Origin of the sequence: Haemophilus sp. HN_Hi10 (assembly GCF_049821985.1) — a bacterium.
GTDB lineage: Bacteria > Pseudomonadota > Gammaproteobacteria > Enterobacterales > Pasteurellaceae > Haemophilus > Haemophilus influenzae_D.
In genome coordinates this window covers 902,786-917,740 of record NZ_CP187495.1, presented here as the reverse complement: position 1 = coordinate 917,740, position 14,955 = coordinate 902,786, and the positions used below count along the sequence as shown (strand labels likewise).

Sequence of the window (14,955 nt, the reverse complement as noted above, 5' to 3'; positions counted from 1 at the left end):
AAAAATGAAATTAGTTCCTTTTCATAAATTGACTTTTGTGCGTATGAATAGACATCAGTAAACCAAAGCTCGCCATAATAGCAACATAAGATGTACCACCATAGCTAAATAAAGGTAATGGCACACCCACAACAGGCAAAATACCGCTCACCATTCCAATATTAACAAATACATAGACAAAGAAAATTAATGTCGTTGCACCAGCAAGAATACGCCCAAAAGAAGTTTGAGCATTTACAGCAATCATTAAACCACGCACAATAATAAATAAGTAAATCGCTATTAAAATCAAGAAACCAATCATTCCATGCTCTTCACCCATTACCGCAAAAATAAAATCTGTATGAGGTTCGGGCAAAAATTCTAATTGTGATTGAGTCCCCTGCATCCAGCCTTTTCCGTTTAATCCACCAGAACCAATCGCAATTTTTGATTGCAAAATATGATAGCCTGCACCGAGAGGATCTTTTTCTGGATCTAATAATGTAAGTACACGAGTACGTTGATAATCGTGCATTAGATATAACCACATGATCGGAATAAACCCAGCCAGACCAATCACTGCAGCTAAAATAAGCCACCAGCTCATTCCAGCTAAAAATACTACAAATAAACCTGACGCACTTACCAAAATTGATGTGCCTAAATCAGGTTGTATAGCTACAAGTAAAGTCGGAATCATAATCATTGCAATCGCAATAAATGTTTCACTTAATTTAGGTGGAAGTGGTCGATTACCTAAATACACAGCGACCATTAATGGCACCGCAAGCTTTACAATTTCAGAGGGTTGAAAACGAATAAATCCCAGATCAAGCCAACGCTGCGCACCTTTACTTGTCGTGCCAATAGCATCTACTAAGATCAACAACACAAAACCAATTAAATAAAGATAAGGTGCGATGCGTTGGTAAAATCTTGGTGGAAATTGAGCCATTAACAGCATAACAATAAATCCAAGTAAAACCTGAATAATTCGGTTATTAAACATCATTTCACTGGCACCTGATGCACTATATAACACCAGCATACCATAAGCCGTTATTGCAAGAAGTCCGATAAACAGCCAAAAATCAATATGCAAACGTTGCCAAACACGCAACCAAAAAGGGATTTTATCTTCCATTTATTTGTTCGCTCTCTTGTGACAAATCTTTTTTTTGCTGAATAGGTACATTATATTTTTCAACTTGTGGTAAACGCTGATTTAAATAGTAATCCATCACTTTACGCGCTAACGGTGCGGCATTACTTGAACCACCACCTGCATTTTCTAAAATCACTGTCACAACCAATCTAGGGTTTTCATAAGGCGCATATGCGGTAAACCATGCGTGATCATGTAATTCTTTTTTCAATCCCACCGCATTATATTTTTCATTTTCTTTTAAACTAAACACTTGAGCAGTACCAGATTTTCCTGCAACACGATAATTGGCATCTGCAAAGGCTTTTCGCCCAGTTCCATTTGCAGCATTAACAACATTGTACATACCGCGTTTCGCTGCCTCCCAAGCCGTCACTTTAGGTGTACTAATATCAGGATAAATTAACGGATCTTCATAAGGCTCTAGAACTGCCCCCTCAATTGCTTTCATCAAATGCGGTGTATTTACTTTGCCATTATTGACCAATATCGTCGTCGCTTTTGCTACTTGTAGTGGTGTTGCCGTCCAATAACCTTGACCAATCCCAACCGAAATCGTATCGCCTTGTACCCAAGGGCGTTTATAGCGTTTTTGTTTCCATTCTCGAGTTGGCATATTGGCAGCCGTTTCTTCTTGAATTTCAATCCCCGTTGGCATACCAAAACCAAAATCCTTCATCCAATTAGAAAGACGATCAATACCCATATTATAAGCCACTTGATAAAAATAAGTATCAGAGGATTCAGTAATCGCTTTATTCAAATCCGTATCTCCGTGGCCTGTTTTTTTCCAATCACGAAAACGTTTTGTGGAGTTAGGTAATACCCAATATCCCGGATCAAAAATCGTTGTGTTTGGTGTAATCACATTTTCAGTTTGTGCGGCTACTGCAATAAAAGGTTTGACTGTTGAAGCGGGCGGATACGCACCTTGTGTCGCACGACTATAAAGCGGACGAGCAGGATCATTTAATAAACGTTTATAATCTTCGGAGGAAATACCATCAACAAATAAATTATTATCATAACTTGGTGTAGATACCATCGCTAATACACTACTATCTTTCGGATCAAGCACAACTACAGCACCTTTTAGTCCCGATAAAAGTTCAGTAATATAACGCTGTAATGCCAAATCAATAGTTAAATGAATACTTTTTCCCGCCACAGCAGGTCGGCTACGCAAAGTACGGATTACTTTGCCGCGATTATTAATTTCTACTTCTTCAAAACCCGTGGTACCTTGCAGTATATCCTCGTAATAACGTTCAATACCCAATTTTCCAATATCGTTCCCCGCATAATTCGCAAATTTATCCTCTCGTTTCAAACGTTCTACATCTTTATCATTCATTTTACCTACATATCCCAAAATATGCGCCATTGTTTCGCCATATAAATAATGGCGTTTGAAATAAGGACGTACCTCTAAACTCGGGTATTGGTAGCCATTTACCGCAAAGCGTGAAATTTGTTCTTCTGTTAAATTCGGCTTTAATAAAATCGGTGTATAACGCGTTCCGCGGCGACGTTCTTTTTTAAAATGTTCAATATCATTATCCGTCAATCCCACAATGTAGCGTAATTCATCTAAAGTGCGGTCTAAATTTTCAGTTTTTTCCGGCACAATGTATAAACCAAAAAAAGTAAGATTTTCGGCTAATAATTTACCGTAACGATCATAGATTAAGCCACGCGTTGGCGGTAAAGGTAATAATTTAATTCGGTTACCATTAGAACGCGTTCGGTAAGTATCGAAATTAACAATCTGTAGCTGATAAATATTGGTGAATAAAACACCTGTTAGTAGCAAAATCCCCAAAAAAGCCACTAAAGTTCGGCGTGCAAAAAGGTTACGCTCCGCTTTTTTATCGCGGAACGGCTCATGAGTTGGCGTATTGAAAAATTTTTTTAAATTCATCTGGCTAAAAATAAGGATGTATTATTCTCGATGATAAGGATGATTAGTAGTGAGCGACCACGCGCGATACAAACTTTCAGCCACTACAACACGAACAAGTGGGTGAGGTAATGTCAATGGCGAAAGCGACCAACTTTGCTCTGCAGCGGCTTTACATTCTGGCGAAAGCCCCTCAGGCCCACCAATCAACAAACAAACATCGCGACCATCATTTTTCCACGCTTCTAATTGCTCGGCTAACTGCGGTGTCGTCCAAGGTTTACCAGGAATATCTAACGTCACGACTTTGCCTTTTCCACAGGCAGCTAACATCGCCTTACCTTCTTGCTCTAAAATACGTTTAATATCAGCATTTTTTCCACGCTTACCTGCTGGGATTTCAATCAGTTCAAAAGGCATATCTTTTGGGAAACGGCGTTGATATTCCTCAAAACCCGTTGTAACCCAAGAAGGCATTTTTGTTCCAACAGCAATTAACGTGATTTTCACAAGTCATCCTTATCTAAAAAGTGCGGTTATTTTTCACCGCACTTTACTAATATTTACGCCCAAAGTTTCTCTAATTGATACATTTCACGGGCGTCACGTTGCATAATATGTACGATAGCTTGACCAAGATCCACCACAATCCAATCTGCAGTATTTTTACCTTCTTCGCCAAAGGTTTCAAAACCTGCTTTTTTACATTCTGTGATTAAATTATCTGCCATTGCAGAAACTTGGCGGCTCGATGTACCCGTGCAAATAATCATATTATCCGTAATCGATGATTTTCCACGTACATCAAAATGTACAATATCTGTTCCCTTTAACCCTTCTAAGGTTTCCATCAAAAATTCAACTAACGCCATTTTGTTCTCACTTCGCAATAAAAGTGCGGAATTCTATCATTGAATACCCTCTTGCGCAAAATCCACACAAAAAATAAGCGCGAAATTAACCGCGCTTTTGTTTGTATAAATTGAACTTATTTTGGCTATGCCGCCCACAATAACACAGCTAATAACTGCGGCGACATTATTCGCAAGAACATCACTAACGGATACACAGTGGCATAAGAAAGTGCTGCAGCACCGTTATCTTCTTTAATTTCATTAGCAAATGCTAAAGCGGGAGGATCCGTCATTGAACCTGCAAGTAAACCACAGATTGTAAGGTAATTCAGTTTGCCATATAGACGAGCCAAAATACCGGTAATCATTAATGGAATAAAGGTGATAAAAATACCGTATCCCATCCATTCAAGACCAGAGCCATTCAACAAGGTATCAAAGAAACTTCCGCCTGATTTTAAACCGACCACAGCCAAGAAAAGAACAATCCCAATTTCGCGTAACGCCAAGTTAGCACTAGGCGGCATAAACCAGTAAAGTTTACCAATCGTGCCAATTCTCGCTAAGATCAACGCAACCACCAATGGCCCGCCAGCAAGCCCTAATTTTAACGCAACAGGGAAACCTGGAATATAGAATGGAATCGAACCAACGAGTACTCCTAAACCAATGCCGATAAACACAGGTAACATTTGCACTTGAAGCAATTTTTGTTGTGCATTACCAATGACTGAAATAGCCTGATTTAGTACATCACTGCGTCCGACCATATGTAGCACATCGCCAAATTGCAGTGTGGTATTTCCCGTTGGAACTAACTCAATCCCTGCACGATTTAAACGTGAAATCACAACCCCATATTTTTGATGAATGCCTAAGGCACGGATCTTTTTGCCTAATACTTTTTCATTCGTTACCACCACACGCTCAGAACGAATTTCGCCACTATAGGCAACGGTTGGTGCATCAACTTCGTGTCCGATAATTAAACGCATTTTAGCAAGCGAATTATCATCGCCCACTAATTGTAAAATATCGTTGATACGAATTTCAGTACTTGCCTTTGGAACAATTTCCATATCATCGCGTTTTAAACGTGAACATACGACTTCTTCATCACTAAATCCAGGAATTTGAATTAACGTCAGACCATCTAAATTTTGGTTCGTCACTTTTAAAGAAATATTATGTAAACTTTCTTTATCTTGACTGCTCTCCGCATTAAAACGTGCCGCTTCATCGTCCACTTTGACTTTAAAAAATAAGCGGATTAACCACATTGCAAGCAAAATACCGCAAATACCGAATGGATAAGCCATTGCATAAGACATCCCCATAGTTACAGTGGTTTGCGGCACACCTAATTCTGCTAAAATTTGTTGTCCAGCCCCCAACGCAGGCGTATTAGTAACAGCACCAGAATAAATACCTAAGGCAATATCAAGTGGAACATCCGCAATTTTACGTACAAGAACCACGGCAATTGAACCCAGCACAATAATCAAAATGGCAAAGGCATTTAGCTTTAAACCAGATTTTCGTAAAGAAGAAAAAAAGCCCGGCCCAACCTGAATACCAATAGTATAAACAAATAAAATTAAACCAAATTCTTGCACAAAATGCAGCGTATGCGCATCCAGTTTCAAGCCATATTGATTAGTGAAATGGGCAACAATAATGCCGCCAAACAGCACGCCACCAATGCCAAGCCCAACCCCGCGGATCTTCCAATGCCCGATCCATAAGCCGATTACGGCGACGAGGGCAAGAAGGCTAATAGTGATCGCAATATCACTCATATTGACCCCTTAGAAATGAAATTTAACTCCTTTGGATTATATCCAAGTTACTTTTTGAAAACCTTAACCAAACTCAAAAAATGCTACATTCGTCACATTTTTTCTTGCGAAATTGAGCATAGACTCTACAATACCGAAAATTTTGACCCTTTTACAAAAAGTGCGGTTATTTTTCACCGCACTTTTAGCTCGGATGGAATATTTATGGATTACAGCCAAGAAGCCATTACTTCTCTTATTTGGATTTTACAAACGCTAGCCATCACCTCAGTCGTCTTTAGTTTTGGCATTTTTCTTTTGGTGCGTTTTACTCAATGGGGAAGACAATTTTGGATGTTTGCAGGTGGTTATCTTTCGCCTAAACGTAGTATAAAACCTATCTTATTCTTTCTTCTCATTGTTGCAATGACGCTACTTAGCGTACGTATCAGCCTTGTACATTCTGAGTGGTACAAAAATATGTACACATCATTGCAAGAATTTAATGAACATGTATTTTGGCAACAAATGGGCTTATTCTGTGGCATTGCCGCAAGTTCTGTTTCAGCAGCATTAGTAAGCTATTATTTAGAGCAACGTTTCGTCATCAACTGGATTGAATGGCTTAACGAACAGCTTGTTGATAAATGGATGGCACATCGTGCCTATTACAAAACACAATATTTATCAGAAAATCTTGATAACCCCGATCAACGTATTCAACAAGATGTGCAATCTTATGTAAAAACCACGCTTTCTTTAAGCACTGGTGTCATTGATGCGGTAACCTCTATGATCTCTTATACGATTTTATTATGGGGATTAGCCGGTCCAATGATGGTACTTGGCGTGGAAATTCCGCATATGATGGTATTTTTAGTGTTTGGTTATGTCATCTTCACAACCCTCATCGCATTTTGGCTCGGTCGTCCATTAATATCCTTGAATTTTATTAATGAACTCCTAAACGCAAACTATCGTTATTCTTTAATTCGCATAAAAGAATATGCCGAAAGCATTGCTTTTTATGCGGGCGAAAAAGTCGAAAAAAATCAGCTTTATCAGCAGTTCAATGCTGTCATTCATAATATGTGGATTATTGTATTTAGAACACTAAAATTTTCAGGATTTAACTTAGTCGTAAGCCAAATTTCCGTGGTTTTTCCATTGTTAATTCAAGTTGGACGTTACTTTGAAAAACAAATAAAACTTGGCGATCTAATGCAAACCTTACAAGTATTTGGTCAGTTACACGCAAATCTTTCCTTCTTCCGCAATACTTATGATAATTTTGCAAGCTATAAAGCAACGCTCGATCGTTTAACTGGGTTCAGTTATGCCATTGAAAAAGTAAATAATAAATCACAAACACAGATCCACAGTCATCCAACAGATGTGATTTTCAAAAATTTAAGTATTCAAAATCCATTAGGTCATACACTAATTAAACATCTAAACATTACCTTACCGCAAGGAACAAGTTTACTTATTCAAGGAAAATCTGGGGCAGGAAAAACCACGCTTTTACGCACCATTGCGGGGCTTTGGAGCTACGCAGAGGGGGAAATAAATTGCCCTACGCACAGTCAGCTTTTCTTGTCACAAAAGCCGTATGTGCCACAAGGAAATTTAATGTTAGCATTAGCTTATCCAAATAACGCTGACAATATTTCACATACGCAAGCGATAGAAATATTAAATAAAGTGCAACTAGGGCATTTAACTGAACAATTAGAAAAAGAACAAGACTGGACGCGTATTCTTTCTCTTGGCGAACAACAACGTTTGGCGTTTGCACGATTAATTCTACACAAACCAGCGGTGGCATTTTTAGATGAAGCCACAGCAAGTATGGATGAAGGTTTAGAATTTGCGATGTATCAATTGTTACAACAAGAACTACCACAAACGACGATCATCAGTGTGGGACACCGTTCAACCCTAAAAACCTTACATCAACAACAATTAATTCTACAAGACAAAGGGCAATGGCAACTGCGATAAAAAACGCTAAAAAACACTGTAATCGCAACGCTTTTTTTGATACATTTAGCGCAATTTTTTGTATGTTTGACAAAGTCATTTTCTACTTTTTTGTCAAACAAAACTAACTTTCATTTTAAACGGTATAATTATGTTATTTAAAAAAATTCGTGGGTTGTTTTCAAACGATCTTTCTATTGATTTAGGTACAGCTAATACTTTAATTTATGTCAAAAGACAGGGTATTGTACTTGATGAACCCTCTGTTGTTGCGATTCGTCAAGATCGCGTAGGCACATTAAAAAGCATTGCAGCTGTGGGTAAAGAAGCCAAATTAATGTTAGGTCGTACTCCAAAAAGTATTGTCGCAATTCGTCCGATGAAAGATGGCGTTATTGCAGACTTTTTTGTGACAGAAAAAATGTTGCAATACTTTATCAAACAAGTTCATAGCGGTAATTTTATGCGCCCAAGCCCACGCGTATTAGTATGTGTGCCAGCTGGTGCAACACAAGTAGAACGTCGTGCAATTAAAGAATCAGCAATTGGAGCGGGTGCGCGCGAAGTATATTTAATTGAAGAACCAATGGCAGCGGCAATTGGGGCTAAATTACCCGTTTCTACCGCCGTTGGCTCAATGGTAATTGACATCGGTGGTGGTACGACAGAAGTGGCTGTAATTTCCTTAAATGGGATTGTATATTCATCTTCCGTGCGTATCGGTGGTGACCGTTTTGATGAAGCAATTATTTCTTATGTTCGCCGCACTTTTGGCTCGGTTATCGGGGAACCTACCGCCGAACGCATCAAACAAGAAATTGGTTCTGCTTATATTCAAGAAGATGACGAAATTAAAGAAATGGAAGTACACGGACATAATTTAGCCGAAGGTGCGCCACGTTCATTTACTTTAACATCACGTGATGTCCTAGAAGCCATTCAACAACCATTAAATGGTATTGTAGCAGCGGTTCGAACGGCACTTGAAGAATGCCAACCAGAACACGCAGCAGACATTTTCGAACGTGGTATGGTCTTAACTGGCGGTGGTGCTTTATTACGTAATATTGATATTTTACTTTCTAAAGAATCTGGTGTCCCTGTTATCATCGCAGAAGATCCATTAACCTGTGTTGCTCGTGGTGGTGGCGAAGCATTAGAAATGATCGATATGCACGGCGGCGATATTTTTAGTGATGAAATTTAATTAGAATATGAACAAAAAGTGCGGTTAAAAATAACCGCACTTTTCCTTTCATTTTTTTCATTCAACAAGAGAACGTTTAATGAAACCCATTTTTAGCAAAGCCCCTCCCCTAGGCATTCGTTTACTTATCGCTATCTTTGCATCTATTGCCCTAATTTTAGCTGATGGACGTAATAACTCAATAACGAAAGCACGTAGTGCAATGGAAACGGCAATAGGCGGTTTATATTATCTTGCAAATAGTCCTCGAAGCATCTTAGATGGTGTTTCAGAAAATCTTGTTGATACCAATAAATTACAAATTGAAAACAAAGTACTACGCCAACAGCTTTTGGAAAAAAATGCAGATTTACTTTTACTTGATCAACTCAAAGTCGAAAATCAGCGATTACGCCTTTTATTAAATTCTCCGTTAAGAACTGATGAATACAAAAAAATTGCCGAAGTTCTTACTGCAGAAACAGATATTTATCGCCAACAAATTGTGATTAATCAAGGCGAAAAAGACGGTGCTTATGTAGGTCAGCCTGTCATTGATGAAAAAGGCGTCATTGGACAAATTATTTCCGTGGGCGAAAATACTAGCCGAGTACTGCTACTCACAGACGTAACACACTCAATTCCAGTGCAAGTTCTACGCAATGATGTTCGTGTCATTGCAAGTGGGACTGGGCATACCGATGAACTAAGCCTCGATAACGTGCCTCGTTCCGTTGATATAGAAAAAGGCGATCTTCTCGTAACTTCTGGGCTTGGTGGACGTTTTCTTGAAGGCTATCCCGTAGCCGTTGTACAAAGCGTTTCGCGTGATAGCTCTAATTACTTTGCGATAGTTAAAGCTAAACCTTTAGCTTTATTAGAACGTTTACGTTACGTACTTTTACTTTGGCCAAGTAACCTAGATATATCAAAAGTAAAATCAATATCGCCAGAAGAAGTTCGCAATCTGGTGCAAAAACGTTTAGAAAGCCAAGCTAATGAAGCAAATTATAGAGTGAAAAAAACACCCTTAACAGAAGAAGACTTTCCAGAAAATAAAGAAAAAACCATTATTGAACCAGATATTCCAACAGATTTCCTTCAAAATGAAGAAGATCTTCCCATAGAACAGCAAGAAGAAAGGATAGAAGACTAATGCAAACACGATTTATTTTACAATGGTTCACTATTTTAAGCTTCTTTGTTATTGCCTTTGTATTAGAACTTGCACCTTGGCCAGTTGGTTTCCAAATGCTAAAGCCTGCGTGGCTTGTACTTGTATTACTTTATTGGATATTAGCAATTCCCAATAAAGTTAGTATAGGCTGGTCATTTTTACTCGGATTAACTTGGGATTTAGTATTAGGCTCTACATTAGGCGTTCACGCTCTCGTACTTTCTACGAGTATGTATATCATTGCCAAAAACTATTTAATTCTGCGAAATTTATCACTTTGGTTCCAAAGTTTATTGGTTGTACTTTTCGTCTTCATTATAAGATTACTTATTTTCTTAGTTGAATTTTCACTCCATACTGCTTTTTTTCATTGGCAAGCCATCTTGGGCGCATTCGCTTCTGGTTTACTATGGCCGTGGGTATTTTTATTAATGCGAAAAATACGCAGAAAAGTTAAATTACATTAAAAAAGAGAGATAAATATCTCTCTTTTTTATGACGTACGAGTATCTCAAACAACTAATTCAACTGCTTGTTCGCATCCATTAAAGAATCACATTCCCAACCCATATACTCTCCCGAAAATTGTTCAGCCAATTTTTCAAAACGTTCTACTTGCTCAAAAATTTCGCTATTTTCTAATGAAATTTCTTGCTCTAATTTTACCAAGAAATAAGGTTCGTCATCTTCATTAAACTGAATCGCTTGTGCAGAATATTGTAATGTTGTGAAAGAATAATCCCCTAAACTCAGTTCATCCATAAAAGGGAACATTTTCTGCTCTTCATCAAAATGAAAACTATGCTCTACTAAATAGGTATCACTTAAATTACGACCTTTACTTTTTAATAAATCAAGTAACTCCTCCGTTGCATTTAACTTAATCTCTAATGGAGAAGCAAGCAAAAAGTCAAAATAAGTATCCCAAATTAAATCCTTTTGAACATTAATATCTTTAACAAAATCAATTTGTTGTAAAGTTTCTACAATAAGATTTTCGTGCTTACAATAAAAATGTATTTTTATTTGAGAATTACAAATAAAATGCCCCGCAAAAAATACATTTGGAAGTGCGGTGAGTTGTGTCAAAATTTTAAATACACGGTTAATTAACTTATCGTATTCAACTTCTGAGGGTAAACCCGTTTCATCATCAGCCTGATAATCAATAGTAAACTGCACTATTTTATCGAGACCTTTACCGTGATATTTTTCAACATCTTCAATATTTGCGGTAAACACGGCAGGCATACCGTTCACGGTAGAACGATAATTCTGCCAATTTGCCATATCCATTTCGCTTTCCTATTTAAATTCAGCCCAAATCGGTGCGTGATCAGAAGGTTTTTCCATTGCTCGAATATCTAATGCAATACCCACATCGACACAGCGTTCAGCCAATTTTTGACTTACTAAAATATGATCAATTCGTAAACCTCGATTATCATCAAAACCTTTAGAACGGTAATCAAACCACGAGAATTTATCATTTGCTGTTGGGTTCAGCTTACGGAAACTGTCTTCTAATCCGTAATCGTACAAACGTTGATACCACGCTCGTTCTTCTGGTAAGAAAGAACATTTACCTGTGCGTAACCAACGTTTACGATTTTCATCGCCGATACCAATATCTAAATCACTTGGGCTAATATTCATATCGCCCATAATTAAAATCGGATTAGATTTATCGTGTTCTTTTTCTAAATACTGTTGAAGATCCGCATAAAATTTCTCTTTAACTGGAAATTTAGTCTCGTGCGCACGACTTTCCCCTTGAGGGAAATAGCCATTAATGACAGTCAATAAGCCAAATTCAGTTTCCAAATCAGCCATAATAATACGTTTTTGTGCATCTTCATTGTCTGTTGGAAAACCGCGACGAACCGCTTTAGGTTCTTGTTTAGTCAATAATGCCACGCCATAATGACCTTTCTGTCCGTGATGAAATACGTGATAACCTAAGTTTTCTGTAATTTCATAAGGAAAAGCCTCATCAGCAACTTTAATTTCCTGCAAGCCGATAACATCTGGCTGATATTTTTCAATAATGGCTTCAAGTTGATGTGGTCTAGCACGTAAACCATTTATATTAAAAGAGATAAATTTCATTTTTGTTCCTAATAAAGAGTGAAATTGGCTTTATTATACAGAGATTTCTATTTTGATAAAAACGGCTTTGTCAGATAAACCTGAATTTGCTCAAATACTGTAGGCTTAAGCCAAAATTGACCTTGAATAGGAAAACAAGTGACCGAAATAAAATCATTCAAATAATCAAATTCCAATTGAACCGAATGCAAATAAGTGCGGTCAATTTTTTCAGTATTTTTACCATAAAGCCCATCGCCTAAAATCGGGCTACCTAAACTTTTCATGGCAACACGTAATTGATGTGTTTTACCCGTTTGAGGTTTTAAAATAAATAAACGTAAATTAGGTTCACAATTTACACTTTCAAAACGCGTAATCGCTGGATTTTCTTTAGTTTGACAAAGTTTCCATGCACCGTCTCGGGCTTTCTTCATATCCCCGACGATCAATCCTTGTTTCTTTTTAGGCTTTTGGTTACTTAATGCCAAATACGTTTTATGAATTTTATGTTCAGAAAAAAGTCGAGAAAATTCAGCCGCACTTTCAGCATTCAGTGCCAAAATTAATAGCCCCGACGTCACTTTATCTAAGCGATGAACCAACCATACTTGAGGCACATTCAATTGTTTTGCAACAAGTTCTGTTAAGCCTTGTTCTTCTTGATCTTTATGAACGCTAATACCCTCAGACTTGTTGATAATAATAAAATCACTATGTTGATAAACAACCTCGATTTTCATCAGACTTGCTCCTTTTTGTAAATTTTATTTTTACCTAGAACAATATCTTTCACCGAGCTAAGTAATTCCTGTTGAATATGTGAAAGCTTTGGTTTTTCGTTTAATTGAAATGCTAATGGGCGACAAAGCTCCATTGCTTTCACGCCTAATCTAGCAGTAAGCAATCCCACACCGATTCCTTGAGCGATACGCGCAGAAAGTTTTGCTGTCACATCTTGAGAAAGCCAATCCATTCCAATATCTTGTGCCACTTCGGCTGCCCCAGCAAAAGCGATATTGACCAATACCATTCTTAACAATCGAATACGTGAAAAATACCCTAATTCAATCCCATAAATTTCAGCAATTTTATTCATTAATCGAAGATTGCGCCACGCGATAAAAAACATATCCACTACAGCAAGCGGACTAATCGCAACAATCACAGCCGATTCAGCGGCCATTTTACTAATCAATTTTTTAGCTTGTGCATCAAAAGAAGACAAAATATTACGACTGAATAAATAAGTAATTTCTTGCGCGGAATAAGCTTCATTTAATTGGTGTTGCCATTGAATTACCGCTGGAGAATCATTTTCTAAACCTAGAGATTTTGCGACCTCTAAACAAAGCACTTTACTTTTTTCTACGTTCTGAACAGAAAAAACATCGCTATTTTCTACCGCACTTTCTAACCAAATCTGCTGACTTTGTTGTTGCAATTGCTCACGTTTTTTTAAATAAACTAAACGTCTCCACTCACCGATAATCTCTTTAATCCCCAATAAAATGACAATTAAACTGACTAAAGCAAAAGCAAGATAAATCCATTGATGTTGTTGATAGCTATCCCAAATCCACTGCACGGATTGTGCAACCGTCGCTGAGCCAAATAAAAGTGCGGTAAATTTTAATACCGTTTTTCCAAAACTGGATTTTGGTTTCAATGCCTGTTCAAGCTGAGCATCAAGTAACTCTCCGTCTAATGCTTCATCTAACTTTGTTTCCACATTATGAAACTCTTGCTTAGGCTGATATTGTTCTTCCTCTACATTAACTGAATGTTCAAAAATTTGTTTTTCCATTGCCTATTCCAAAAAATAACCCCACTAAATAGTGGGGTCATAAAGTCAAAATTCAATCATTATTCATCACTTGAAAAGATAGAAAGTAATCTTAATAAACTCAAGAATAAATTGTAGATTGAAACATAGATGTTCACGGTTGCTCGAATGTAATTTGTTTCTCCACCGTGAATAATATTACTGGTTTCATACAAAATGGTCATTGTTGAGAACACTACAAATAATGCACTAATTGCGACCGATAAAGCAGGAATTTGGAAGAAGAAACTCGCCACCATACCAAGCAATAACACAATAAATAATGCGAACATTGCGCTTGATAAGAATGACATATCTTTTTTCGTAGTCAATACATAAGCGGAACACGCAAAAAACACGATAGCAGTTCCTGCGAATGCAAGCATAATCAAATCTTCCATTCCACGTGCCACATACATATTTAAAATTGGCCCGATGGTGTATCCCATAAATCCAGTGAAAGCAAAGGCCGCCAAAATACCAGCAGGGCGATCAGCTAATTTATTGGTTAAGAAAAGTAAGCCATAAAAACCCACTAGTAACACAATAATATTTGGATAAGGCAAGTTTAAGCTCATTGAAATAAACGCAACAACCGCTGAAAATGCCATGGTTAATCCCAATAAAAAATACGTGTTACGCAACACTTTATGTGTGCTGAGTAACGATTCTTTTTGAGCATCCACAATAAGACGTGATTGCATAAAAGCTCCTTGTAAAATAAATAAAAAGTCTTCTGTAAAGTAAGGGCTAGGGATAAAAAAGTCAATGGTATTAATGGAATTAATTTCATCAAAATGAATAAATTATCATCATCTAAAGTTAAATCATCAAATTTCTATTTACATCAATAAAATATTCATTATACTACGCCCATCAATCACGGAGGAATGGTCGAGTGGTTGAAGGCACCGGTCTTGAAAACCGGCGAGGGTTTACGCCCTCCTAGGGTTCGAATCCCTATTCCTCCGCCATCAGAATTAAAAAAATCCTTAAGTCGCAAAGCTTAGGGATTTT

At 37.5% G+C, this 14,955-nt stretch carries 14 protein-coding genes and 1 tRNA gene; 5 read left to right on the top strand and 10 right to left on the bottom strand.

Annotated features, from left to right (window positions below; translation table 11 throughout):
• Window positions 1–10 precede the first annotated feature (10 nt).
• The 5 genes from rodA to ACPT8Q_RS04535 form a co-directional block, all read right to left on the bottom strand.
• Window positions 11–1,126: a rod shape-determining protein RodA gene (rodA, locus tag ACPT8Q_RS04555; RefSeq protein ID WP_050949315.1), complete on the bottom strand. Its 1,116-nt coding sequence runs from the start codon at window positions 1,124–1,126 to the stop codon at window positions 11–13.
• Window positions 1,116–3,068: a penicillin-binding protein 2 gene (mrdA, locus tag ACPT8Q_RS04550; protein WP_425627545.1), complete on the bottom strand. Its 1,953-nt coding sequence runs from the start codon at window positions 3,066–3,068 to the stop codon at window positions 1,116–1,118. Before mrdA ends, rodA begins: the two co-directional genes overlap by 11 nt.
• 21 nt (window positions 3,069–3,089) lie before the next feature.
• Window positions 3,090–3,557 (bottom strand): 23S rRNA (pseudouridine(1915)-N(3))-methyltransferase RlmH, encoded by a 468-nt coding sequence (rlmH, locus tag ACPT8Q_RS04545; protein ID WP_005649848.1) that lies wholly within the window; start codon window positions 3,555–3,557, stop codon window positions 3,090–3,092.
• A 53-nt stretch (window positions 3,558–3,610) separates the two neighbouring features.
• Window positions 3,611–3,919 (bottom strand): ribosome silencing factor, encoded by a 309-nt coding sequence (rsfS, locus tag ACPT8Q_RS04540; protein WP_014326528.1) that lies wholly within the window; start codon window positions 3,917–3,919, stop codon window positions 3,611–3,613.
• 125 nt (window positions 3,920–4,044) lie between these two features.
• A complete protein-coding gene (locus ACPT8Q_RS04535) occupies window positions 4,045–5,700 on the bottom strand; it encodes a putative transporter (RefSeq protein ID WP_050848840.1) in 1,656 nt (551 codons plus the stop codon).
• A gap of 204 nt (window positions 5,701–5,904) precedes the next feature.
• On the opposite strand from ACPT8Q_RS04535, the gene ACPT8Q_RS04530 reads away from it, so the two are divergent.
• The 4 genes from ACPT8Q_RS04530 (at window position 5,905) to mreD (ending at window position 10,492) form a co-directional block, all read left to right on the top strand.
• On the top strand, window positions 5,905–7,683 hold the full coding sequence (locus ACPT8Q_RS04530; RefSeq protein WP_032824216.1) for an ABC transporter ATP-binding protein/permease: 1,779 nt from the start codon (window positions 5,905–5,907) through the stop codon (window positions 7,681–7,683).
• A gap of 130 nt (window positions 7,684–7,813) precedes the next feature.
• Window positions 7,814–8,869, top strand: a complete 1,056-nt coding sequence (locus ACPT8Q_RS04525) for a rod shape-determining protein (RefSeq protein WP_005687476.1) — start codon at window positions 7,814–7,816, stop codon at window positions 8,867–8,869.
• Window positions 8,870–8,948: 79 nt separating this feature from the next.
• Window positions 8,949–10,004, top strand: coding sequence for a rod shape-determining protein MreC (gene mreC, locus ACPT8Q_RS04520; RefSeq protein ID WP_050848842.1), 1,056 nt, complete (start codon window positions 8,949–8,951; stop codon window positions 10,002–10,004).
• On the top strand, window positions 10,004–10,492 hold the full coding sequence (mreD, locus tag ACPT8Q_RS04515; protein ID WP_021035521.1) for a rod shape-determining protein MreD: 489 nt from the start codon (window positions 10,004–10,006) through the stop codon (window positions 10,490–10,492). The genes mreC and mreD overlap by 1 nt, the downstream gene beginning before the upstream one ends.
• 52 nt (window positions 10,493–10,544) lie before the next feature.
• On the opposite strand, the gene ACPT8Q_RS04510 is transcribed toward mreD, so the two are convergent.
• The 5 genes from ACPT8Q_RS04510 to ACPT8Q_RS04490 are packed head-to-tail and all read right to left on the bottom strand — an operon-like array spanning window position 10,545 to window position 14,642.
• Window positions 10,545–11,321, bottom strand: coding sequence for a TIGR01619 family protein (locus ACPT8Q_RS04510; RefSeq protein ID WP_050847189.1), 777 nt, complete (start codon window positions 11,319–11,321; stop codon window positions 10,545–10,547).
• A 9-nt stretch (window positions 11,322–11,330) separates the two neighbouring features.
• The gene (gene xthA, locus ACPT8Q_RS04505) at window positions 11,331–12,134 is read right to left on the bottom strand and encodes an exodeoxyribonuclease III (protein ID WP_050949314.1); all 804 of its coding nucleotides are present in this window, start codon (window positions 12,132–12,134) and stop codon (window positions 11,331–11,333) included.
• A 47-nt stretch (window positions 12,135–12,181) separates the two neighbouring features.
• On the bottom strand, window positions 12,182–12,856 hold the full coding sequence (locus ACPT8Q_RS04500; RefSeq protein WP_050949313.1) for a TIGR01621 family pseudouridine synthase: 675 nt from the start codon (window positions 12,854–12,856) through the stop codon (window positions 12,182–12,184).
• The gene (locus ACPT8Q_RS04495; protein WP_050949312.1) at window positions 12,856–13,920 is read right to left on the bottom strand and encodes a YcjF family protein; all 1,065 of its coding nucleotides are present in this window, start codon (window positions 13,918–13,920) and stop codon (window positions 12,856–12,858) included. Before ACPT8Q_RS04495 ends, ACPT8Q_RS04500 begins: the two co-directional genes overlap by 1 nt.
• 59 nt (window positions 13,921–13,979) lie before the next feature.
• Window positions 13,980–14,642 carry a Bax inhibitor-1/YccA family membrane protein gene (locus ACPT8Q_RS04490; protein WP_005649826.1) on the bottom strand — a complete coding sequence of 221 codons (663 nt, stop codon included), beginning with the start codon at window positions 14,640–14,642 and terminating at the stop codon, window positions 13,980–13,982.
• Window positions 14,643–14,822: 180 nt separating this feature from the next.
• Here ACPT8Q_RS04490 and ACPT8Q_RS04485 point away from each other — a divergent pair.
• Window positions 14,823–14,912 (top strand) — tRNA-Ser (locus ACPT8Q_RS04485).
• The last annotated feature ends 43 nt before the right edge of the window (window positions 14,913–14,955 follow it).